A 25296-nucleotide genomic window follows, 5' to 3' on the forward strand; every position below is an offset into this window, starting at 1 on the left:
AATAAAAAAATTAATCTGGGAACGCTTTGATACTTTTATAGTAGGCATACGTTTTAATTTATAGGCTTGATGATAAAACTGAATTCATAATCTTGAGGCTTCAGTTGGTATTTTTCCAGTGGTTTTGCACCCCAGCTGTTATCGCCTCCCACTCCGGTTTGCTTGTAATCAATATGAAGACTGATCAAATCCCGAGGTTTTATATCTGTGGTATGACGCTGTGCTTTACGAGTCCCCGGGTCAAAATCAGCAGTATAATTATGATGCGCGCTGAATGAAAACTCCGGTAACCCTAGTATTTTAAAACCGCTTCCTTGATCATCAGTAAGTTGCAGCCAGCGGTTTTCGGTGCGATAGCCATTTTCTTGTGGACGAATGTAAGGGAAATATAAATCGGCCACTGAAGCTTCATAAATACCCACAAAAGCCGCTTCTTTACGGTCTTGATAATTTTCAAAGGGTCCGCGGCCGTACCATTTTACCTGATCATATGCCGCCGGAAGTATCAAATTCATCCCAAACCGCGGAAGTTCTGCTAAATCTTCAGCGCCGGAATATTCTAGTTTCTCATTGATTTTTAAACTTCCGTCTTTATAAAGCGTGTAGCGTATTTTTGTTGTAGCCTGAAGCGTGTCTAATGCAAATGTCGATTCTAAAATCACAGAATCTTTAGTTTTTGTCAGCGTTTCAAAACTGATCAATTTCTGATTTTCTGAAGCATCTTTCCAAGCTTTACCTCGTCTTTGATAATTATTACCAAAATCATTGTCTGTAGGCGCGCGCCAAAAGTTCGCTCGTGGCGCTTTCAATAGATAATCCTGATCTTTATACGTCCATTTGGTCAAGCTTCCGGTTGTTTTATCAAAATGTAAACTGAAATCTTCCCCAGAAACTTCAAGCGCATCCCGTGTACTTTTGGTTTTAAGCTTTTTCTTGTCCAAGTTGGGTGCAAATACAAGCGGTGCTGCTTTTTGAAGTAAAATCTGATCTTGAGCAATTACAAAAGCAGCAGGAAGCATTGCAGATGCGCCTTTCGTTGTTATACTGAAATTGATAAAATACTCGCTTCCATCTTCGGGAAGTTCAAGGGTTTTTATTGAAAAATCTACCGACTGCTGTGGTGCTACATCAAAAGTAGGAAGCTTATCTTCAGCGATAATTTTTCCGTCCTTCAACACTTCATAACTGATCGCGTACATGTTTAAATTGGTAAAGAAGAATCGGTTTTCCAGTTTAAACTTTCGCTGAAGCGTATCAACTAAACTAATTTTCACATCTTGATACACGTGCTTTACTTCAGCTAAAGCCGGGTGCGGACTGCGATCAGGATTGACCAAACCGTTCAATACAAAATTTCCATCATTGCGATACCGGTCGGGACCATAATCACCGCCATACGTCCAATATTCAGTTCCGGTGCTGTCTTTTTTCACAAAACCTTGATCTACCCAATCCCAAATAAAACCGCCTTGCACTTGGTCGTGTTTATATACAAAATCCCATAAATCGCTCAGATTTCCCGTGCTGTTCCCCATACTGTGTGCATATTCGCACCAGATAAACGGGCGATCGGGATACTTGCCCAGATAATGTTCTTCGATATAATCCATACGTGCATACATCCACGGAATGACATCGGTATGCGGTTCTTGAAAACTCTTACCGCGCTCTGCACGCTCGTATTGCACCGGTCGTGTGTTATCGCGGTTTTTGATCCAGTGATAGCCATCAATAAAAGCGGGACCATCGCCGGCTTCATTCCCCATAGACCAAATGATGATCGACGGGTGATTTTTGTTGGTCTCGACCATCGCTTCAAGTCTATCTTGATGCATCAAAGCAAACTCTGGTTTGTTTGCGGGCGTTTTATCTTCATCATAACCAAAACCGTGCGTTTCTATATTGGCTTCATCAACCATATAAATCCCATACTCATCGCAGAGGCTGTACCATAGCGGATCGTTAGGATAATGCGAATTGCGCACCGCATTGATGTTATTTTCTTTAAAGGACCTAATATCCTCAAGCATCGATTCTTTTGAAATCACGTGACCCGTGTGCTGGTCATGTTCGTGGCGATTGACCCCTTTTAGCAAAATAGGTTTCCCGTTAACCAGTAAATTTCCGTTTTTGATCTCGCTGGTTCTAAAGCCTATTTTTGCCGAAGTACTCATCAAAAGTTTGTCTCCTTTTCTTAAGGAAAGCACCACTTGATACAACTTAGGATGTTCTGCGCTCCAAGGCTCTATAGCTTCAAAAGTTTCTTGAAACTGAAGCGTATCGGTTTTTGCTGAAGCAAGTTTTAGGCTTTGTGTTGCGCTATACAGTTCGGCATTAGCATCGCGGATTTTTAAATCAAGCTGAAGATTTTCAGTAGTTGTACCGTCATTTCTTATAGCGATTTTTCCGTCAAATATTCCGTCAATATATTCGGTGTCAAGTCCCGCTTTGAAAAAGAAATCCTGAATATGTGCTTTAGGCTGTGCATAAACATACACATCCCGTTCAATTCCGCTCAGGCGCCAGAAATCCTGATCTTCAAGATAGGTACCGTCACTCCAGCGGTAAACTTCCACAGCGATCTCATTATTACCCGGTTTTACAAAAGATGTGATATCAAACTCAGAAGGTGTTTTTGCGTCTTCATCATAACCCACTTTTTGCCCGTTGATCCAAACATAAAAAGCACTGGTAACTCCTCCAAAATACAGCTTGATCTGCTTATCCTTCCAATCCTGCGGAAGGATAAATTCTCGCTTATACGAACCTACAGGATTATAAATCGTATCTACAAAAGGTGGATTAATTCTATGCGTATATCCGGCGCTCACATACAAGGGAAAATCGTACCCCTGCATCTGCCAATCCCCGGGAACCTTGATATCATCCCAGTCTGAAGTGTTGAAATCTGAATTGTAAAACGCTTTAGGTCGCTGCTCTGGAGTGTCTGAGAGGTTAAACTTCCAAGTGCCGTTAAGCAGCAACAGATTTTCTGATTTGTAATATTCATTTTCAACAGCTTCTTCCTCAGAATCATAAACGTAAAACGTAGATCGAGGCGACTCGGTGTTTTGCGTAACCACACTCAGATTTTGCCATTCAGGCAATTCTTGCGCTTTTAAAATTGGTGCACAAATAAGGACAAAAACTATTAAAAATCTATAGGAGAACATACGCATTATCTAAATATTAATGTGTTGAATATAGCTTTACCGGAGCATTATAAATACGTCAGGATTAATCAAAATTGATACTATGTAATTCACCCGATGTCATTTTAACCTCAAGGTTGTTTCCTTCTGACTCTAGACTTTTCACCGGTAACAACTCCTCTTCTTTCCAGGCTTCGCCTGATTTTTTCCAAAGCATAAGCGTCGCATAGATTTTATTTTTAGCCTTCGGCGAAAATTCAGCAGATACATTGATCACGGCACTGTCATCAGCCACCGGATTTAGATCAGTTTTCTCTAAAATCTCGACTTCTTCCCATCCTGAAAGCGGTACCATAGCGAGTTGATATTGCCCATTATCAATGATGGTCGCGGTATAATTACCAACTTCTTGCGTGCTTTGCTCTATTGTTTTTCCGTCTAATTCAGGAAGCGCATAATGCCCAAGACGCATCGCAACAGGCACTTCACTTGTCTGCTTATCTACGCGCAAAATACCGTTAGCTAACGGGATGTCAACCAACTGCATATGCACCTGATCATTGGTCTCCAAAACGGCATCACGGTAGTATTTACCGTCTTCATATTTTTTAAAAGTATACAGTCGCCAAGGTTCCCATTCTTCCTTTGCATTTTTAAAAACATAATTCATCGAGATGGTACCGTCTGTACCATCGGCTTGCCAGGGAAATGCCGAATTATACGACAACTTATTGTAGTTCTCACTACTGCGAAAGCCCTGCCAGTCGTCTGCTTTACGCTCATGACACCAGGCTCTGATTTCTGAAGCTCCAATCCCGGGGTAATCGGTTAGCAAAACGTTGGAAGCTGCTTGAAATTTGTTATACACCGCATCATCTTCAAATCGTGAGGCCCACGGACCTTCATTTTCGGTTGCGGTCCAAAACGCATTATCTTCCGGAAGCAGCAATCCTAAAAAGGCTTTACCCATCCAGAATACGCTACCTCGCGTGCTATAATTCTGTACTGCCGGCTCAAAATGATCGTAAAAACCAAGAGTTGGGATTCGATCTTTTAAAAACTCAGGATTCTTTAAAAACTGAAGCAACACCCCCGAAGAAATACGACGCAACCAGCCCAAATTAATCGTATCGTCATCAAGCGTTCCTGCAAATGGAAACGGACTGATAGACGCAATGCGATAACTTATACTTCTTCCAAACATGATCATTTCTCCGTCTTCAGAAAACATATAAGGATAGTGATACACCAAATCTTGAAAATTGGTTTTAAAAGCCTTAGCGATCTCTGGATAATGGGTGTTTCCGTACACCGACGCCCACATGGGTCCGTACACCTGAAATGCCCACATACTGTAATAATCGTAGGCCGGGTTGTCGTTATACCAACCTTGGCCGCGATAATCTGCCAGTGATTTGTTCAAATATTCTTCAAGCAAAGGTTTGTTAACCTCATACCCTTGCGCATCAAAAAAACTCAACACAAAAATGTTGAAGAATTTCCAGTTTGAAGGCACAGTTGGTCCGTCACCATAACTCAGCATAGAAGCTGCCAGGGCATCTTTATCTTCCTGACTTAAAGGTTCCCAAAGCGTTTCTGGAGAAATAAATAAGGAAATTGCCAGCGCACCATACTCAACCAGATTTTGACTTGGTCCGCCATTGCCTCGTGGTTTTATAAATCCTTCACTATTGGGATTTGCCAACTTCGGAATTTGATGCTGGTAATATTCGGCTACTTTTATTCCGTTTAAGGTAAGATCTGGTTCCTTTTTAAGCAAAGGAGCCGCGACAAATAACGTACGTACGAGGCCTTCTAATTTCTCAGTAGGCACACGACTTATATCGTGCGGATAACTCTTTCCGGGAAGTTTAGGAAACTTCATCGGGTCATCTAGATCATCAATATAGCTGAAGGCTCCTTCGAGCAAATAGCGTGCTGCATCTTCCCAATGCTTACGCGTCATTCCCGTCATTGGGCTCAATTCATAATCTGGATCTTCTACCTCAAAAAGCGGCATTTCACCATCAACTTGCTTAGCAGGTTTTATTTCTTGAGCTTCGATAGAAGCCATAGTGAATAGCACCACACAAAAACCGGTGATGTACTTTATTTGTTTTACTAAAATCATAACTGGTATTTATTCTGAATCGACAAAGCGTGCCATTTCTGAAGCTGCAAGCAAATACGCTCCAACTCCAAAATCTGCTGTAGAATTTACATCTACCACTTGCCCGGGAATGGCTTTTTCTCCAATAGGTTGTACATAACCCACGCTTCCGTCTTCTTGCAAAGCAACTTCAGTAAGGTATTCCCAGCTTTTTTCTACAACCGGCAAATAGGTTTCTTCATCAAGAAGATCATTGTTAATTCCCCATAAATAACCATAAGTAAAGAATGCTGTCCCGCTAGTTTCTGGTCCCGGAGCGTGCTCAGGATCTAGAATACTGCGCGTCCAATAGCCTTCTGGCTGCTGCGCTTCCTTAAGGGTTACAGCCATTTTTTTGAAGCGGCTTTCAAATGCTTCGCGATACTGAGAATCTTTAGGCAAATCCTGAAGCACCTTAGCTAAACCGGCAAAGACCCAACCGTCTCCACGCGCCCAGAAGTCCTTCTTTCCGTTGAGACTTTTATGCTTCGGGTAAACATATTTCGCATCGCGAAAGTATAATCCGGTTTCTTCATCGAGCATAATGCTGTCTGAATAGGTCAGATACTCGTTGAGTTTATCTAAATACTGCTCATTTCCCGTTACTTTATACAATTTGGTCATTACCGGCATCACCATATATAAACCATCTGCCCACCACCAGTAATCGTTATTTGTCGTGCTCATCTCGTACTCCATCACCTCTTTTGCTCGGGCAATCTTTGAAGGGTCTTTTGAACCTTCAAGCGTATAGAGGTCGATATAGGTTTGAAACGCAATTTGCCAGTCTCCAAAAAGTACGTGATCGTCGGTTTCTCCGTAGTTGTATTTCCAGGCCGATTTGTCTTGGGACTTTGCTCCCATCCACTCGTTATGCTCTGCCCAGGCTTCAGAATAGGCTAAGAACTCTTCATTTCCGGTCACTTTATAAGCCTCTATATTCCCGGTATGATAGGCTGCCGGATGCCAAAATGCAAAATTAGGCTCGGGATGCGCTTCTTGCCAGTGCGTGTTTACCTTTTCAATAATGGCTAAAACCGAATCTTTTTCCTGAGGAATTGCGGTTTCCTCAATATCAGCATCTTGCTTCTGAGTGGTAGAGTCTCCGTTGCTTTTACAACTACTGAAAGCAACCGCCAAAGCTGCAGATAATAGAACTATTTTAAAGTGGTTATTCATTGCTAATTTATTAGTTAGTGTTTTTATTTAAATTCTTAATGCGCGTGGTCAATTGAAATATTTTCGCCACTCCATATCTTTTTTTGAGTCCAGGCTGCATAATCATCAGACCATAGTGGGGCTGTTTCCGGTAAACCTAAGATTAAAAAAGCCTCAGAGCATAGATATAGACTTCCGGTAGAAATGTAGCCTTCTCCAATATTATTTTGAGCTCCATATAAACCTACTTTTAACCATCCATTTTCATCGAAAGTTCCTGGAGCTTCGATTTGTCTCTTAACCATCGTTAATAAGGCTTCACGCACCTGAGCAGGTTTTATTTCTTGAGGTAACTCTTGCCTAAGCGCTATATGTGATAATAATTGAAACGCTCCAAAACGATATGCTAATGATCTTCCTATTGGTGGATAGGTTCCTTCGGGACCAATCAGGCGCTCCTGTATTGCAGCATAACGTTTGGCTCTATATTTTACGTTATCATAATCTTTATCAAGACCATTTCCAGTTTCTTGAAGTGTTTGATGAATATCTAGTAAAAATGGCTGTATCACGAAACTGTTGTAATAATCCCAATGAAAATCAGGACCATCGCCATACATACCATCGCCTAAATACCAATCCTTATGTTTGTTTAAGCCATATTCTATTCGTAACATATCTCCACTATTATCAAATTTTTCTAGTGCGGCTTCAACCATTCCTGAGAACAAAAGCCAATTGCTATAATAAGGCCTAATTACGCGGGTAGACTTCAAAGCTTCAATAATATTCTTCTGGATTGTTTGGTCTAATTGTTCCCAAATAGAAGGATTCCGTAATAACCCCTGAGCTAAAAATGCAGCATCTACAAGTGGTTGAGCATCCTTATTAAAATTCATAAAATCAGCAGATTCAGGGTTTGTAGCATTGTCTAAACAACGAATTACTAAATCGATATATTTTTTACGTAATTTACCTTCGGGAGTGTCATCTGGCCCCAATTCTAACCAAGGTGCCATCCCTGAATATAATCTACCAAAAGCCTCCAAATAGGTAACGTGAGTACGATCATCCCAAGCACCAGGAGAACGCTCAATCGGCATATTCTTTTTCAGTTTCTCTTCAGCAAGATTATTTAAAACAGGATCCGCTATTTTAAGCATCTTCTCAATCATATACTCTCGTTCATCTTGTTGAGCGAGACCTTTCAAACTGACCAGATTAAACGCTATAAAACAAAAGATGAATATGCCTTTAAGTTTTCCCATTATTTAAATTTTAATTATAAGTTTTGATCTTTTCTCTGAAATATCCGAACGTAATCTATAAGGTATTCTCTGGGGAATTTTGTGTTTGAAGGATCTCCCCCATTAGAACCTATAGCCAGATTGAGTAAAAGATAATGCGGTTGTTGAAAGCCATTAAAGCCATCAGGATTTTGCGTTTTATTGAGTTCGATCTCGTTAAGTAATTCGCCGTCTAAGTAGAGTTTGATAGATTCTGAAGTCCAATCCATTTTCCAGATGTGGAATTTTTCAGGCCATTGCGGGTCTTTTTCTAAAAATTCAGCAAACGGAATTTTTGCACTATCCCACGATACATTCCTCCAATTAGCACCCCAGGCTGCATTAGCCAGAATATGAGGTTTACCGCCTATTTGATAGAATTCCATCATATCGATCTCGCCATTGGATGGCCATCCTTTATCAATGCCCAAAGTCCAGATTGCCGGCCACATTCCGCTTGCGGTATCAATTTTTGCGCGCACTTCTACAATGCCATATTTAAACTGAAACTTACCACGGGTATTGATACTCGAAGAAGTATAGGCTGACTGCTCCCGATTCTTTTTCCAATTCGTGCTCTTTGCCTCAAAATTGGGATTGTTAACCTTTTCCTTCTTTCCGGTAATTACCAAATGACCATCTTTGATCGAAGCATTGTCTTCCTGATACCATTGTAATTCTTCGTTGCGTACAAATCCGTTCTCATAAGACCAGTATGCTGCATCTGGTTTTGCACCGGAATCGAATTCGTCGTGCCAAATCAATTCATACCCACTTGGAACTTGAATAGCTTCTTCTATCGATTTCTCTGCTGAAGATTTACAGCTGCCCATAAGAGCAGTTAGTATCATAGTGAAGAGCGCTCCACAAAAACCGGCGATATGTTGAAAATTCAGTTTCATTATTTTGAGATCAATAAGGCTCCTCCTTCAGCAAGAACATCAATTTTTAATTTTCCGTTCTTTTTGACTTTAACTGTTTTTTGAGCAGCCGTTTTGTCTTTTGCGTCATAAATTAGGGTTGCTTCGATACCTTTAAACATGGGTAAGTCTAATTCCAGCGTCTTCTTTGCTTGCTCTCCATTTGTTACTGCCAGATACCAGGTATCTCCTTTTCTACGCGCTATTGCTGCGTAATCGCCCGGTTCACCGCCCACATAAACGGTCTCGTCCCAAACTGTAGGCACTTCTCGCAAAAAGTCTAAAACAAATTCAGGCTGCTCTTCAAGATTGTTTGGTGTTAAGCCAAAATGCTGAATCGGTGAAAAATAAAGAACTGCAGTTGCCAGTTCAAAAGCGTCTGTAGTTTTACGCACGGTTCCTCCCTTTTGATCACGGCTCAAACGCTTGTTCAAGAACACCGGAGCAAAATCCATTGCACCTATGGGATTACGTGTAAATGGTAAAATCGTACTGTAATACGCGTGTTTGTCGAGTGCATATTGCGTAAAAATTAAATTCTCTGATGCACGCACTGCTTCTGAAGTCACGTAGTTTGGATACATTTTTTCCCAACCACGTGGAATAGTACAGCCGTGAAAAGTAATTGCCAGACCATACGTATTGGCGTCGTTCAATATATCTTCATAAAGCTGCATGGTCATCTGCTTATCACCGCCAAAAAAATCAACTTTTAAACCTTTGACTCCTATTTCTTTTAACCAAGCCATCTCTTTTTGGCGCTTATAAGCGGTATTCATAAAATCTTGTGGAGTTTGCGGCGCATTGCTCCAAAAACCATTGGAGTTATACCATAAAACCACATCAACATCTTTTGAATTGGCATACTTTACCAACTCCTCAATCTTATCGCGACCTATGCGGGCATCCCACCAGTTATCGATAAGTACGTATTCAAAATTTAAAGCAGCAGCAAGGTCAATATATTCAATTTGATCTTCGTAGTTGATGCTGTTATCTTGCCAAACGATCCAGCTCCACGTTGCTCTTCCCATTTGATACTCCTGAGAAGGCGCATAACGCTGCTCTACAAGATCAAACGAAGCCGTGGTCTCTACTATAGGTTTTAATGTTTTACCTACAGTTATGGTTCGCCAAGGAGTTTGCGCCGGCATAGCCATTGCCGCAAAAGCATCTCCTAAACCATTATTCTCACCTTCCTGAGGAAAAGCTAACGGAAACAAGCCGTATTTATCTGATTCTCCTAATCGAGAACCGGGATAGCTTCCGTCAACGTTGGTTTCAGAAATTAGAATCCATCCCTTTTCTTCATTTTTGAATAAGCCAGGAAAGGTGTAACCTACACCGTATTGTGATTCGGTTCCTAAAGCTTCGTCAAAGGTGTATTCTTCTTCATACGAAGGTTTGGTTTGTTCCCAGCCTGTCATTGGTAAAGCCTGAGGTGTAATAAACGAAGTAGCATCATCTGGTAAATTAAATCCGGTTGCTTCTTCTAGAATCTTCACTTTGGTATTACGCTCTTTTGCAGTGAGTTTGTATGCAAAAGCAACATCCCTATTACTCACTCTAAACTGAACAGCCAAGGTATCTTGATTGGCATTTACAAACTTTACGATCAGCTCTTTTGCCTGATATTCAACGTGACTTACTTTAGCTTTTTTAAGGTCGTAGGTTTCAGCTATTGCTGTTGAACTTTGCGCTGCAAACGATAATCCTTCAGAAAAATCTCCTATTGAAGTTTTTAAACCCAGTGGTGAATCTTCCAAAAAATCAACACCATCAAGTTTTACGGCATAAACCGGCTTTTGATCTTCTAGCTGAATATGCACTTTAATATGTTCATCAGGACTAGAAACCACAGCCGGAAGCTGACTCCATACTTGTGATGTAGTCAGCGTGAGCAATACACTTGCAATACATAAAGGTTTAAAATACTTCATCTCTATTTTTATTTAGAATAAGGAAAGGGTGTACGTGTAAGTATACTCTTTATCTTCCAGACGATATTCTCTAAAAGGATATTGCCCCCAGCTGTTGAGACCGCCTAAGCCTCTTTGCTTTAAGTCAATATGTAAAAATACCTCATCCTCTACCGTAATGTCTGTTGGATGCTTTTGATCTTTAGACATTCCGGGATCTAAGTCTTCGGTTGAAACATGCAATGCGCTAAATCCTAAAGGTTGTGCTCCGGTGACTTTTAAACCTTTGCCACTTCCGTTAGCAAGACTTAACCAGCGCGTATCGGTATGATATCCTGATTCTTGTGGTCTGATATACGTCCACGTAAATTGATTCTTCACATCATCTTTATACGTACCAAAGAAAGCTGCTTCTTTTCGGTCTGAATAGTTTTCTAAAGGTCCGCGACCATAATACTGTAATTGATCGTAGGCTTCATTCAGTACCATACGCATTCCAAAACGTGGCATTTCTGCAGTTTTTTCATCATTGATTTTGATCGAAGCGGTAACTTTTATGTCTCCTGAATTTTCTATAAAATAGTCTACAGTATAGGCTGCATCAATTTCCGGAAGTTGGTAATGAACAGTAATAGGAAGTCCTTCAGCTGTTTGTTCACCCAACTCACTTTTAGTCACTACAGCATTTGCGGTTGCATCTTTCCAAACCTTTAAACGACCCGGCATACCGTTTCCAAAATCATTATCTGTTGGAGCACGCCAAAAATAAGGCTGCGGAAATTGAGCGATCACTGTAGAAGCGTCTGCCAATTGATATTTACTTAATTTTCCGGTCTTGAGGTCGAATACGCCGGAAACCGCTGAAGCATTGAAAATGATTTGATCATCCTCTTGCTCAAAGCTTAAACGCTCTTCAGTTTCTGAATCCTTGCTTTCAGCAAAATAATCGGTTTCTCCAACTTTAAATTGTTCCTTGGCCAATTCATATCCTGCCGGAACTAAAGCTGAAGCCTCCTTTGTAGTAGCGTAAACATTCAAGAAATATTCGCCACCAGAAGTCTCCGGAAGGTCTAAGCCAATGAGCTCATAAGCATTAGGTGCTACGCTAGTCTCAAAAGTTCCTGTTTCTGTTACCTTTCCATCTTGTAAAAGTTCCCATTTAAAATCGAACTGATCTAAGTTGGTATAATTGTATTTATTCTCGATTCTGAGATTGCTTCCTACCCATTCAAAATCTATATTTTGATAAACTTTTTTCACTTCAACTAAAGAAGGGTGTGGAACACGATCTGCAGTTACAAGTCCATTGGCAAGAAAGTTCTCATCGTTCGGTTGATCCTCTGCACCAAGATCACCACCATAAGCCCAGAACTCGCGACCATCTTCGGTTTCTGCTCGTAAACCTTGATCTACCCAATCCCAGATAAATCCACCTTGCATATGCGGACTGCTATCAATTATATCCCAATAGGCTCTAAAGTTTCCGCTACTGTTCCCCATGGCATGAGAATATTCACACATAATGAACGGTCGCGTCACATCGGTACGTTCTGCATATTCTTTCATATGTCTAATTCCGGGATACATGGGTGCGACTACATCGGTGTTTCGGTTTTGGCCTGCCTGTTCAAAAGTTACAAGACGGGTAGGATCGGTTTCCTTTAACCAGTCGTAGGCATCGTAAAAAACAGGACCATTACCACACTCGTTACCCATAGACCAGAGGATAATTGATGCGTGATTTTTATCCATCTCATACATTCTTTTTATGCGATCAAGATGCGCTGCATACCATTCTTCAGAATACGCCGGATGCTTTGATTTATCAAAATTACCTTGCCATTCTGCTCCCATTCCATGCGTTTCGATATTCGCTTCATCTACAATGTAAAAACCAAATTCATCAGCCAGATCATAAACCTGTTGCCCATGTGGATAGTGACTCATACGCACTGCGTTGATATTATTGCGCGCCATCAACTCAAAATCTTTACGTGTAATTTCAAGATCGGGTACGTGACCTTTGTCTGGATGATGCTCGTGTAGATTTACGCCGTGTACGGTAACTGGTTTTCCGTTTACGAGAAGTTGCGCGTTTTTAAGCTCTACTTTTCTAAAACCGGTACGGCCGGAAGTAGCTGCCAGCGGATTTCCCTTTTTGTCTTCTAGAGTAAGCGTGTACGTGTAAAGTGTAGGAGTTTCTCCGCTCCATTTTTGAATCTTAGGAAGCGATCGCTCAAAAGAAATTGTCCCACCTTTTTTAGGTACTTCTTTTTTTTCTGCGAAAACTAAATTGTCATTTTCATCAAAAAGGGCTACTTCTAATCGTGCCTTTTTGATTTTGCTTTTTTCAAAAGTGCGCATATCAACTTCTGCTGAAAATAAACCGGACGTAAAATCTGCGGTCAAATCACTCACAACTTTGTAGTCCCAAATGGTGGTTTTGGGCATCGCTTGAAGAAAAACATCACGTTCAATTCCGCTTAAGCGCCAGAAATCCTGATCTTCTAAATAACTCCCATCATGCCAGCGAAAAACCTGAACTGCAAGTAGATTTTCTCCTTTCTCCAAAAATTGAGTGATGTTGAATTCAGCCGGAGTTTTTGAAGCTTTGGTCATCCCTACTTCTTCCCCGTTGACAAAAATGCGGGCATATCCTGAAATAGATCCAAAACTCAATAACACTTCTTTATCCTCCCATTTTTCAGGAATACTGAATTGTGTGCGGTAACTCCCAACAGGATTATACTCTTGATCAATTTTAGGAATATCTTTTTTAAAAGGGTATTGAACGTTTGTGTAAATGGGTAGATCAAAACCTTCAGTCTCCCAGTTTGACGGTACTGTTATGTCGCTCCACGAACTGTCGTCAAGATCGGTTTTATAAAAATCGGTAGGACGTTCAGCCGGAGTTTTTACAATGTCAAATTTCCATACGCCATTGAGACTCTTGTAAAGTTCAGATTGTGCCGCATCTCGGGTTTTAGCTTTTTGAGTTTTTTCAAAAAGCACAAAAGATGCACGACCTTCTTCTTTGTTTCGGTCGATAATTTTGGGGTTTTCCCATTCATTTTGTTGTGCGTAAGAGGTCAAAAGACAAAAAACGCTAAAAAGGCTTAAAGCAATTTTTTTCATTAGTTTCATTGAATATTTAGTAGGGGTGATTAGTTTTTTGTGGTTAATTGGTCAAGATTCACTTCAAGGACTTCTACAGGTGTTGCTTCATTTTCTTTGAGTCCTTCTCCATCGATCTGGATTACTTGTTGTTTAAATAAATGCAATTGCTTCTGTGTTTTAAAAAGCTCTTTATCAAAGTTAGGTTCCCAGGCGCCAACACTCTCTACAGTGATATCCTGAACGCTCCAAGCTGTTTCAGAGGCTAACTGTTTTGAGGCTATGCTAATTTTGCTTCCGCGCAGGTCATCTCTAAAAATTAAAAATGCGGTGGTTTTATTGGCTTTTTCCGTTAAAATGATTTCTGGTCTTGAGATCGGAATTTTCTTAGTACCTCCTCCTCCAAGCGTAAAACCTGTTGTTCTAAACCCTGTATTTTCAACCTTCCATACATCATCTTTTTTATAAACCAGATGATATTGTGTCGTTCCTTCGGTATTCCAGTAATTCACGATATACGGATTCCCATCCTGATCTGCGGTCATCGCTGTTTGATTGATCAAACTACTATTCTGTGGAATTTCCCAAGCATATTCTGCAGAGCTTGCTGTGATGGGCAATGCATATGGCTTTTCTGTTGAGGTTACCCAAGTTTTACCGCCATCTAAAGATTTGGCATAAGCGATATCGTGATTGGTCTCTACATCCCAAGTCTCCCGCCAAACCCAAGACAGATGAACGGTCCCCTGTGTATCTACATAGGCTTGCCAATAGGCATTACGCGCATCTTCGCCATCAATAAGATTGCTATGCAATTGCGACCATTCCTTTTGAGCTGTGTCATATTTATTTAGAACTAAAGAACCTCTACCCGATTCACCGGAGCGATACATAAATAACAGATCACCAGACGGAAGATTATAAAATTGAGGGTATGAAATTCTACTTTCTAAATTTCCTGTCATCGGCATTTTTTCGCCTAACTCTAGCGATAATGGTTCTTTACTGCGTGCATAGCGCAATTCATTATTATGGTGATCCCAGCTCACATGCAAATACCCTGCTCCATCAACAGCAATACTTATCGCATTATGCGCATCTGCAGTATTTCCTTTATATGCTGTTTGCTGTGTTTGCCAAATACCATCAGGTAATGTTCGTTGTGCTAAAACCAAAAAGGAATCGGCATCATAATACGCCGTAAACTGTGTGTTTTTATAAGTAGTTATGGCATTCTGTCTAAAAATCACCGTATTTACCGAGTTAGAAGACCATCCAAGACCAACTTCGGTAGTTTTTAAAGGTGTAATTGATTTTGAAGAATTGCAGGAAAAAAGCAGAAAAGCAAAACTTAAAATCAATAGCGTTCTGTAAAAAAGTATTTTCATAAATTCGTTTATAAATGTATTGAAAACATTTATGGTTTTAATACATGTTTTCAAAATAGGCTTTACCAATAAAACAGAATAGCCGTATATTATCACACTATGATTTCTTGTAACTCGTTTTGGGGTTTTACGAAATCGAAATAGTTTGTCGAGTTATTTTACAATTTTCTTAAAACCTTTTCGCTAATTAAGGGTAGGAATTGATTTTTTATAGGGGGCTTACTGTTCAGACCGCTCTGGAACAGGCTTACTTTGTTAAAATCAATTTTAGAAAACAAGGTGGTTAAGTCAATAGAAAAACGATTTATGATTAAAAAAACTGCTTTTATTCTCTTTCTGTTGGTACAAATAAGTATTGGTCAGGAGCTTCCTATAGACCGCCAACTTACCTTTTATAAACTAGATACAGAAGACGGTCTTTCTAATAATCTGGTGCGTGTTATTGAACAAGATGCATTAGGCCTTATGTGGATCGGGACCGCTGATGGGATCAACAGATACGATGGTAATGATTTCAGTGTTTATAGAAAAGAGAATTCGGGACTTACAGACAACTATCTTCAAAATATCGTACACAATACAAACACTGGCAACCTATTAATTGGTAGTGACGGAGGTTTTGATCTTTTTGATCTAGAAAATAATGCTTTTGAGCATTTTAGTGCCGAAAATGCAATCTTATCTAATAGTGTCAATTCATTTGCATTTACTTCCGCAGGTACAATTTATGCAGGAGATTTTGGTATAGGCATTCGTGTTTTCGAGAATCATAAACAAACGCATATTTATAAGCACAATGCTGATGATTCTAAGTCTTTATCCTCTAATGAAATTATTGCTTTAAAAATTCAAAACGATTCTCTGCTTTGGGTAGGAACGCGTAACGACGGTCTTAATAAAATAAATCTTTTAACCGATGAAGTTACTCGTGTTGCACTTAATAATAGATCAGATTTTAGAGTTAATACCCTTTTCATAGACAGTCGTGATCAATTATGGATAGGTACCAATGAAGGGATTAAAATTCTAAACCAAGACCAAGATCTTATAACGCTTAAAAAAAATGCAGCCTATGGTTTATCTGGAAATGACATCACCTGCTTTGAAGAGGACACCTACGGAAGAATCTGGGTAGGCACCTATGATGGTGGCTTGAATCTTATAAACGCCACTAAACAAATTAAAAGTGCCAGCGATCTTAAAATCGAACATTATTTACCTAAAGAAGATGGAAGCAGCGTTTTTAATGCCACGATTTTCTCGCTGAAAAAAGACCGAAACGGTAATATGTGGTTGGGTACTTATGCAGGGATTAATTTTGTTAATCCACGAGGTGAACCGGTAAACCTGATCACCAATAGTCTAAATGGAACAGCACGAATAACGCATAATCGCATCAATGCTATTGCTGAAGATCCTTCAGGAAAACTTTATATAGGTACTGACGGGGGTGGCGTAGATCGCTATGATCCAAAATCAAAAACCTATGATTATTCCGTTTTTGATGAAAATAAGGGCCTCCAAAGTAATCATATTCTTAGCCTGCTCTCAGACCAAAATAAGCAGATTTGGATAGGCACGTATTTAGGCGGTTTGAGCAAATTCAATTTCGGCACCAAGCGTTGGAAGCATTACCTACAGGGCGAACAAAAAGATGGAAATGACGTTCGAGTGCTATTTCAGGCTGAAAACAGTGCGATCTATGCAGGTACCAACAGAGGTGGCCTATTTGTTTACGATAAAGACAAAGATGTATTTGAGTATATTTCAAGTTTAGGTAAAATTGATGTTCGCGATATTGCTCAAGACACTGAGGATAATTTATGGCTCGCTACTTATGGGAACGGCGTTATTCAATACAATCCAAAATCTCAAAAAATTACGCACTACAACACCGAAACTCTTGCCGGACTCACAACCAATGTGATCTTTAGTATTTTGATTACCGAAGAAAACACCATCGTTGCCGGGACAAAACACGCGGGACTTATTCAGTTTCAACCTGGGGCACAAAAGGCTTTAAATCTTAGAGAGGAAGATGGTTTGAGCAATAATACCATCAACAGTATCATAAGCTACGAGGATGAGACCATCTGGCTAGGTACTTTTAAAGGCATTTCCAAATACGATCCTCAAACTCACAAGATCGAAAACCTCACCAAATTTAATAACATACATAAGAGTGAATATAACGCGGGAGCTGTTTTGGCATCAAGTTCTGGCGAACTGTATTTCGGAAGCAATAAAGGACTTAATCAATTAAGACCTGAAAACCTACTCAACACGAATAGTACACAATCTCTGATCATAAAAGACCTTTTAGTTTTTAACGAGTCAGTTGCGATTGATCCTCATAATAGCAAAGCGACCTTGCAAAAAGCAATGCCTTTTAATAAAGATATAAGTCTCGATGCAAACAAAACCGTATTCTCTATAGACTTTACAACGCTTGATTTTCCATTTGCTAATAACACCAATTATTCATACATCTTGGAAGGTTTTAACGAGCATTGGATCGATTTAAAAAATGCAAATCGCATCAATTTCAGTAATATTCCTCCCGGAGATTATACGTTAAAGATCAAAGCTGAAAATGCATCGAGTGGTCCGCTGTACAAGGAGCTTAATATTCATATGCTGCCGCCCATTTGGCAAACCGTACCTGCTTACATTTTCTATCTGCTGAGTATTGTTCTTTTAATCTGGGCCGGACTACGATATTATTCAGAGCATATCAAACTCAAAAACTCGCTTATTCTTGAGAAAAATCAACGTAAGCTGGAGCACGAACTCAATGAAGAACGCATACGCTTTTATACCGGTTTTTCTCATGAACTAAAAACCCCGCTCACCTTAATTCTTGCCCCGCTAGAAACATTGCTTCACGAGATTCAGCATAAACAACATCACAAAAGCCTGAAGCTGATCAAACGTAATGCAGACAGCTTGTTGCAATTCATCAACAAACTATTGGAATTCAGAAAAAGTGAAGAAGGCTTAAGCGAATTGAAATTAAATCAATTCAATTTATCAAAAAATATTTCCACTTGGCTCGCCTCGTACGACCCCTTACTCAAGAAAAAAGAGATCGAGTTGGTAATCACGATGCCTCAGCAGCCCATAACTATTTATTGCGATCTGGAAAAAATACAGGTAATCGTAAACAATCTTTTGAGCAATGCGATCAAATACACGAATCCAAAAGATCAAATCACTATCGAGCTTGCTCAGGATGACATTCAAGTTTATTTAAAAGTCAAAGATTTTGGTCCCGGAATTAAATCTAAAGACATAGAACACATCTTTGAATGGTATTATCAATCTAACTCTTCTATTAAAAAAGATGGAAGTGGGATTGGTCTCGCCCTGTCTAAGCGTTTTGCACAACTGCATATGGGTAATCTTGAAGTCGTGAGTAGAGTAAATCAAGGAAGTACGTTTACTTTGACGCTACCTAAAGATGATCGCTTGTTGAATGAATATCTTCAAAATGATCAAAAAGCATTAAGCAATGCCAAGGTAATAGAAAATCATGTCAACCGCTTCACTAAAGAAGAAAATGTAAAAACAGATATAAATACCCTTATCATAGAGCCTGAATCAAAACGGAAATTGATTTTGCTTATTGATGACAACCCTGATATTTTAGAATTATTAGATTCTGCTCTGGCTCAGGAATATGATCTCATACACGCTGAAGACGGTGAAGCTGGTATCGCACAAGCTTGTAAATATGTTCCCGATTTGATCATCAGTGACGTGATGATGCCGATCAAAAACGGTATAGATCTATGTCATTTTATAAAGCATAAAAAGGAAACCTCACATATTCCAGTGATATTGCTTTCGGCAAAAAGCAATTTTGAAATGATCGAAACCGGCTATACCGAAGGTGCAGACGATTATATGCTCAAACCTTTTAACATCAAGGTACTTCAGGCGCGTATCAAAAATCTTATCGAGAGTCGCGCGCACTTACTACAAACAGCAACTCCTAAAGAAGACGAGACTGAACTTTTGGCCACAGACCAAAAGAAACTTATAGAAGTTGAAAAAGAATTTTTAGCTGAATTTCACCAGATTGTATTTCAGAATATGCAACAGGGTATTAAAACCGTAAGTGTTGTAGCCGAAGAAATTGGGATGAGCCGATCGTCACTTTACCGAAAGATCAAAGCGATTACCGGTAAAAATATCAATGAATATATTAGAAATATTAAGATCGAACACGCAGCTTATTTGATCGAAAAAGAAAAATTTACCATTTCTCAAGCGGCATATGAAGTTGGTTTTGGAGATGCTAAGTATTTTAGGAAGATCTTTAAAGAGCGCTTCGGGAAAACACCATCGGCCTTCAAACCGAATTAATACATTTCAATATCCTGCCTCAGGAAATCCTAAACCTATTGAAGTCTTTGGCGCTATCTGTAAACTACCTCAGGGCAAGCCTCTCTGCCGACAAAGGCAGGCCCAAGACAGTGCAACGAACTTTCAATTTCGAGGTATCCCGATAATTATCGTGACGGAGTATTAAACCCCTTGGCGGTACCAATAAAAAAAGCTCCGCTTCAAAAGAAACGGAGCTTTTTTTACACTCAAATCTGTTCTCATTCTACCGGAATAGTCACCGGAGCTATTCCTTCAAGTGTAGGTGTTACTTCGATAATGGAACCATCTTCAGCGAAGGTTAATTTATCGATACAAACTTCTCTATGAAAGCCTGCCGGTCTTCCCATTGTAATGCCTTTAGGTCTGGTAAAACGGTGATAAACAATATACCAGTCATCTGTTCCCGGCACATTAATAACCGAATTATGACCGGTACCATAAATCTCGTTATCCTCATCTTTTTCAATCACCATATTCTCTTCAGGAATATTGAGCGGCCCCAACGGACTCTCTGCAGTGGCGTAACGCACGCGATAATTAGGGCTTCTGGTGTCATCCTCAGACCACATAAAATAGTATTTTCCGTCTCTAAAAAACACTTCTGTTCCTTCTCTAAAAGTTCCGTCAGGTGTTAACTCGGCTAAAGTTTCTTCCTTATACGAAATCATATCCTCATTAAGCTCTGCTCCTGCCATATAGCCATTTCCCCAATAGAAGTAAGCTTTTCCATCATTAGGATCTATAAATACATCAGGATCGATAATTTGACCTCCTCCTCTTTTGATCGCCTGGGGCTTAGTACCTACAAATGCTTCTCCAGAATCTGTGAAAGGACCAGCAGGATCGTCTGCCGTTGCCAAACCTATAGTTTGTGCCGCAGAGAAATAATAAAAGTATTTCAGCGCACCGTCGATTTCCTTTTCTGCAATACAAGGAGCCCAAGCATTGCGATTGGCCCAAGAAACATCTTTCTTTAGGTCTAAGATAACACCTTCATCCTCCCAGTGTACAAGGTCTTTAGAAGAAAATGTTTTAAAATAGGTTCCGCTCCAGCTATCAAAACCATCACTTGTGGGATACAAATAAAACTTTTGATCCTTTTCTGAATAAATAATTTCAGGATCGGCATAGAATCCGTCAAGTACCGGATTATTTGCTAGGGCAGCTTCAACAGTATATGTCTTTGATGTTCCGTCAGGAAGGCTAAGGGTATAGCTATGAGCATTGGAAGAAAAGTCCTTTGTTCCGGTTTCTAATAATGAAACACCCGGAAAAGTAACTAACTGTGGATCTAAATCTGTCAAACTACTATCAGCATAAACCGGTAAATACATTGTAGCCGTTTCCGCATCAGTTACTATGTTTTGCTGTCTTATGGCTTTTGCTCTAGCTCCTACAAGAAGTGGTAATTCTTCAGAAGGAAAAGCTTTTAAAAGTTGTGCAGCCTCTGATTCGGTCACCGGAATGATCGTCCCGTGACGCGGATGAAAATTCATAGAAACCTTATCTGCGCCCAAAGCTTTAAAGTTTAATAAATCGGTTGACTCTGCGAATTGATATTTCCCATCAACGTACATGTCATACATCAAAATATACTTATCACTATCAATCATTTTAAATACTGAAGAACCTTCTACTGCGCGATCAGTTTGATCTTTATAGCCCTCTTCAGGCACATAACCAGATGTTAAACTGTCTGAAACAGCCACACGAATTCCTTTGGTCGCGGTTCCTTCTGTTTTATAGAACATATAGTATTTATCGTCCTTTTTAATGATGTCTGCATCGATACAGGATTTCTCATCCGGACTGTAAAAAAGTTGTTTGGGAGTGCTCTCTAACGCTGTAAAATCTTCATTAGCGTACGCGTAATAAATGATATCATATCCGCCCGGTTGTAACATAGAGAAATACACCATATACTTACCTGCTTCTGCATCGTAAATGGTCTGCGGAGCCCAAGCTCTACTAATATCACTAAACTCAGAAAATTCTTCAGCAAGATTGATTTGCGACGTTTCCCAGTTTAATAGATCTGTAGATTTTGCCAAAATAATTTCGGTATTGCTCCAGCCGTTATCGGTTTTCAAATCGGTTAAAACCATATAGAAATTTCCATCCTCTCCTCTTAAAATATGCGGATCGCGAACACCACCGGTAGTACTTATACTGTCTGTACTCACAATAGGTTTGTCATCATTTAAGGCGTAATAATCAAAGCCATTTCTACTTAAAGCATAATGCACAGCTTCTTCCCCAGCCCTATTACCAGTGAAGTAAACAAAAAGATACGCGGTGTAATCGTCAGCAGTCTTTGTAGTATCGCAAGAATAAAAGACTTGAGATGAAACGAGCAGCGCGAGGATAAAGACCAATCGAAATTTAAACATGTTATAAAATTTAGAGTGTTTGTATACGTCTCAGAAAGTTCTGAAACCAAATTCAAGCCAATTTTCAAAATTCTAGAATCGGCTTTACAAATAAAATAAAAATAAATGTGTTTTATACATTTATAATGCGAAAATTTAAATTTCCCGTTTTTTATTCCTCATCAAAAGGACTCTAAAAGTTTATTTATAACAAAAAATTTAGGTTTAAAATAGCAAATTCTTAAAGCTCATTTTCATCAATGATGTATTTCAAATGCATAGAATTAGGGCCAAAAGTCCCCATTATACCTATCCTGCACCATCAACCCCCTATTATTAATTGATAAGCCCCCGATTCACAAAACGCATTTTATAGAACATTGAACTCTGATTAAACGCTTATAAACAATTAAACACATTAAGCTAGATGTTCAACTAATACTTATTCTATGAAACAAAACATGTTACAATTAAAATCAATTGCGATTTGCAGTCTTGTAATGTTGTTGTTAGGCTTTTCTTTTGATGTTAAAGCTACAACGATATCGCAACCGCAACAGACTGTTTCCGGTACAGTTACAACAGCGGCAGATGGTATGCCACTTCCCGGAGTTACAGTTGTTGTAAAAGGTACTTCTAACGGTACCACAACTGATTTTGACGGAAACTACGAACTTGAAGTTGCTGCAGACGCTGTGCTCTCTTTTTCTTATGTAGGAATGAAAACGATTGATATTCCTGTAAACGGTCAATCTACGATTAATGCCCAGCTAGAAGAAGATCTAGGGGTTTTAGACGAAATCGTTGTCGTTGGGTATGGTAGTCAAAAGAAGTCTGATGTAACGGGCTCTGTGGCTTCGGTTCCTGAAGAACGTCTAGAAAACCTACCGGTGACTAACGTAACCCAAGCTATTCAAGGTACTACTGCCGGACTAAATATAAGTCAAGGTTCTTCGGTGCCAGGTTCTACCGGATCTATTCAAGTGCGCGGTATCAATTCAATCACAGGAAGTACGAGTCCATTTATTGTTTTAGATGGTGTTCCATTTACAGGTACTTTAAACGATATCAACACTAGAGATATTCAGTCTATTCAAATTCTAAAAGATGCTTCTGCCGTTGCAATTTACGGTACACGTGGTTCTAACGGAGTCATCCTTATTCAAACTAAAAGAGGAACCAGCGGTGATCCTGTGATCAATTACAGCACGTATGGCGCGATTGAAGAATTTGCAAATGTGCTTGAACCTTTAGGTCCTGATGCTTATGTGCAGAAATACGCAGATTTTTTCAGCCAAAATAATCCTGGAGCAGAACAAGATCGTATTCTTGAAAATCAGTCTGAAATCGACAATTACAATGCCGGGATCACTACAGATTGGTTTGATATTGCGACCCGAAGCGGTGTTATTCAAGAGCATAACTTAAGTATTCGCGGTGGAAGCGAGAAAACCAAGTATTTTGTATCCGGAAGTTATTTGGATCAAAAAGGGGTTATTGAAGGTTATGATTATCAAAAATTCACCCTGCGTTCTAATATAGACGTTCAACTCACCGACTATTTAAAGGTTGGCCTTAATGCATTTTTTGCTAATAACAATTTTGATGGTGGTCGCGCAAATTTACTTCTGGCAACCGCTATGAGCCCCTACTCTGTTCCTTATGATGAGAACGGCGAACTCATAATCAACCCTATGTTGCCAGAGTTGCTTTATGAAAATCCATTGTTGGGCTTAACTACAGACCGCGTACAGCGCGAGCGTACTTTATCAGGTAATGTTTTTGCTGAAGTTACTCCGGCCTTTGCCGAAGGTTTGAGCTATAGAATTAACGCTTCGTACACGTTTAATCCGTATTTATATCGCAACTATACCGGTCGTGCTGCAAATAATAACAGAGGTACAGCAAATGTAGGGGGTGATGAAGAAAAAGTATGGATTATTGAAAATATCCTAAAATACTCTAAGAGCTTCGGGAAACATAATTTTGATTTAACCGCTTTATATAGTGCGCAAGCCAATGAGTTTTTCCAAGAGTCTCTTACAGGTACCGGTTTTGTAAACGACCAGTTATCGTACAATAATATTTCGGCAGCAGAAAATATCACCGGTGATACTTATAGCAGTAGATCTACGCTCTTATCACAAATGGGACGACTAAATTATAATTATGACAGTCGCTACCTGCTTACGTTTACGGTACGTCGCGATGGATATTCAGCCTTTGGTTCAAATACCAGTAAATATGGTGTATTTCCATCTGCAGCATTAGGGTGGAATATTCACAAGGAAGCATTTATGGAAAATGCTGATGTCATTAACAATTTGAAGCTAAGATTTTCTATTGGTGAAACGGGTAACCGTGGGGTAGGAATTAACCAAACTCAAACCCGTGCAGGTACATTGCTTTATCCATTTGGTGGGCAGTCCTATACCGGGACTTACATCGCCGGTTTAGGTAACCCAAACTTAAAGTGGGAAACTACGGTTTCTGGAAACCTTGGTGTTGACTTTGGCTTACTAAATAACCGCATTAATGGATCGTTTGAAGTCTATAAATCAAAAACCGAAGATCTTCTTCTTAACCGAAGCATCCCGGCTCTGACAGGTACTACTAGTATTATTGAAAACATAGGTGCGGTAGAAAATAGAGGTTTTGAATTTACTATAAACAGCACCAATATTGACACCGGTGATTTTAGATGGGAGAGCAACATCAACTTCTCTACCTATAAAAATGAGATTCTTGACCTTTATGGCGATGGCGAAGATGACATCCCAAGTAGATGGTTTATTGGTAAATCACTAGGTGCTATTTATGATTACAAAATGGTTGGTGTATGGCAAGAAGGTGAAGACACAGGTAGCTTTAATGCCAATCCAGGAGATTTAAAATTTGAAGACATTAATGGTGATGGAGTGATTGAGCCAGAAAACGATCGCGTATATTTAGGTTCAAGCCTTCCTAAATGGACCGGCGGTTTAACAAATACCTTCTCTTACAAAAACTTTGATTTATCGTTCTTTATTCAGACCGTTCAAGGAGTTTTAAAAGGTAATCCTGATATCAACTATGGGGATGAATTATCAAGACGTAACACCCCTTCTAACGTAGGGTACTGGACACCAGAAAATCAAAGCAATGAATTTCCTTCTCTTGTTTATCGTAATACTTTGGGCTACGGCTATCCTAGAGATGCAAGTTACGTAAGATTAAAAGATGCGCGTCTCAGCTACAGATTTCCTATTGAAAAAATTGAGCGTTTTGGCCTAGATAATTTAATGATCTACGTAGCCGGAAGAAATTTATATACCTGGACAGATTGGATAGGCTGGGATCCAGAAAGTAGCCAATCGTATAGAGGGTCTGGAGATTGGACTAACAACTACCCAGTTGTGAGAACATACTCTATAGGACTTAATGTTTCGCTTTAAAATGGCTAATCGAAAAAA

11 protein-coding genes are annotated in these 25296 nt (G+C 39.6%); 2 read left to right on the plus strand and 9 right to left on the minus strand.

Going from position 1 to position 25296, the window contains the following annotated elements:
- Positions 1 to 53 precede the first annotated feature (53 nt).
- From WA338_RS08365 to WA338_RS08400, 8 genes are all read right to left on the minus strand, one after another.
- Positions 54 to 3107 carry a glycoside hydrolase family 2 TIM barrel-domain containing protein gene (locus WA338_RS08365; protein ID WP_336092976.1) on the minus strand — a complete coding sequence of 1018 codons (3054 nt, stop codon included), beginning with the start codon at positions 3105 to 3107 and terminating at the stop codon, positions 54 to 56.
- A gap of 130 nt (positions 3108 to 3237) precedes the next feature.
- Complete coding sequence (locus WA338_RS08370; protein WP_272985292.1) at positions 3238 to 5283, minus strand: DUF2264 domain-containing protein; 2046 nt, start codon at positions 5281 to 5283, stop codon at positions 3238 to 3240.
- A 9-nt stretch (positions 5284 to 5292) separates the two neighbouring features.
- Entirely contained in the window at positions 5293 to 6480 is a 1188-nt protein-coding gene (locus WA338_RS08375; RefSeq protein ID WP_272985294.1) for a glycoside hydrolase family 88/105 protein, read from the minus strand.
- 35 nt (positions 6481 to 6515) lie between these two features.
- Positions 6516 to 7670, minus strand: a complete 1155-nt coding sequence (locus tag WA338_RS08380) for a DUF2264 domain-containing protein (RefSeq protein WP_273016211.1) — start codon at positions 7668 to 7670, stop codon at positions 6516 to 6518.
- Between the two features lie 71 nt (positions 7671 to 7741).
- Entirely contained in the window at positions 7742 to 8647 is a 906-nt protein-coding gene (locus tag WA338_RS08385; RefSeq protein ID WP_272985298.1) for a glycoside hydrolase family 16 protein, read from the minus strand.
- Positions 8647 to 10605, minus strand: a complete 1959-nt coding sequence (locus WA338_RS08390) for a glycoside hydrolase family 97 protein (protein WP_272985300.1) — start codon at positions 10603 to 10605, stop codon at positions 8647 to 8649. The genes WA338_RS08385 and WA338_RS08390 overlap by 1 nt, the downstream gene beginning before the upstream one ends.
- Before the next feature lie 12 nt (positions 10606 to 10617).
- Positions 10618 to 13719: a glycoside hydrolase family 2 TIM barrel-domain containing protein gene (locus WA338_RS08395; RefSeq protein ID WP_272985301.1), complete on the minus strand. Its 3102-nt coding sequence runs from the start codon at positions 13717 to 13719 to the stop codon at positions 10618 to 10620.
- Positions 13720 to 13748: 29 nt separating this feature from the next.
- Positions 13749 to 15086: a BNR repeat-containing protein gene (locus WA338_RS08400; RefSeq protein ID WP_272985303.1), complete on the minus strand. Its 1338-nt coding sequence runs from the start codon at positions 15084 to 15086 to the stop codon at positions 13749 to 13751.
- A gap of 306 nt (positions 15087 to 15392) precedes the next feature.
- Here WA338_RS08400 and WA338_RS08405 point away from each other — a divergent pair, with 306 nt between their 5' ends.
- Positions 15393 to 19454: a hybrid sensor histidine kinase/response regulator transcription factor gene (locus tag WA338_RS08405; RefSeq protein WP_272985305.1), complete on the plus strand. Its 4062-nt coding sequence runs from the start codon at positions 15393 to 15395 to the stop codon at positions 19452 to 19454.
- Positions 19455 to 19693: 239 nt separating this feature from the next.
- On the opposite strand, the gene WA338_RS08410 is transcribed toward WA338_RS08405, so the two are convergent.
- On the minus strand, positions 19694 to 21865 hold the full coding sequence (locus WA338_RS08410) for a family 43 glycosylhydrolase (protein ID WP_272985307.1): 2172 nt from the start codon (positions 21863 to 21865) through the stop codon (positions 19694 to 19696).
- Positions 21866 to 22293: 428 nt separating this feature from the next.
- Between WA338_RS08410 and WA338_RS08415 the strand changes: the two genes are divergently transcribed.
- A complete protein-coding gene (locus tag WA338_RS08415; RefSeq protein ID WP_272985308.1) occupies positions 22294 to 25278 on the plus strand; it encodes a SusC/RagA family TonB-linked outer membrane protein in 2985 nt (994 codons plus the stop codon).
- Positions 25279 to 25296 lie beyond the last annotated feature (18 nt).

The sequence above is a fragment of the Leeuwenhoekiella sp. CH_XMU1409-2 genome, from assembly GCF_037029365.1.
In the GTDB taxonomy this organism is placed as follows: domain Bacteria; phylum Bacteroidota; class Bacteroidia; order Flavobacteriales; family Flavobacteriaceae; genus Leeuwenhoekiella; species Leeuwenhoekiella blandensis.

Coding starts and splice junctions, on each gene's coding strand:
- WA338_RS08370 (WP_272985292.1), bottom strand. CDS start 5,283: ATGATTTTAGTAAAACAAATAAAGTACATCACCGGTTTTTGTGTGGTG.
- WA338_RS08375 (WP_272985294.1), bottom strand. CDS start 6,480: ATGAATAACCACTTTAAAATAGTTCTATTATCTGCAGCTTTGGCGGTT.
- WA338_RS08385 (WP_272985298.1), bottom strand. CDS start 8,647: ATGAAACTGAATTTTCAACATATCGCCGGTTTTTGTGGAGCGCTCTTC.
- WA338_RS08390 (WP_272985300.1), bottom strand. CDS start 10,605: ATGAAGTATTTTAAACCTTTATGTATTGCAAGTGTATTGCTCACGCTG.
- WA338_RS08395 (WP_272985301.1), bottom strand. CDS start 13,719: ATGAAAAAAATTGCTTTAAGCCTTTTTAGCGTTTTTTGTCTTTTGACC.
- WA338_RS08400 (WP_272985303.1), bottom strand. CDS start 15,086: ATGAAAATACTTTTTTACAGAACGCTATTGATTTTAAGTTTTGCTTTT.
- WA338_RS08405 (WP_272985305.1), top strand. CDS start 15,393: ATGATTAAAAAAACTGCTTTTATTCTCTTTCTGTTGGTACAAATAAGT.
- WA338_RS08410 (WP_272985307.1), bottom strand. CDS start 21,865: ATGTTTAAATTTCGATTGGTCTTTATCCTCGCGCTGCTCGTTTCATCT.
- WA338_RS08415 (WP_272985308.1), top strand. CDS start 22,294: ATGAAACAAAACATGTTACAATTAAAATCAATTGCGATTTGCAGTCTT.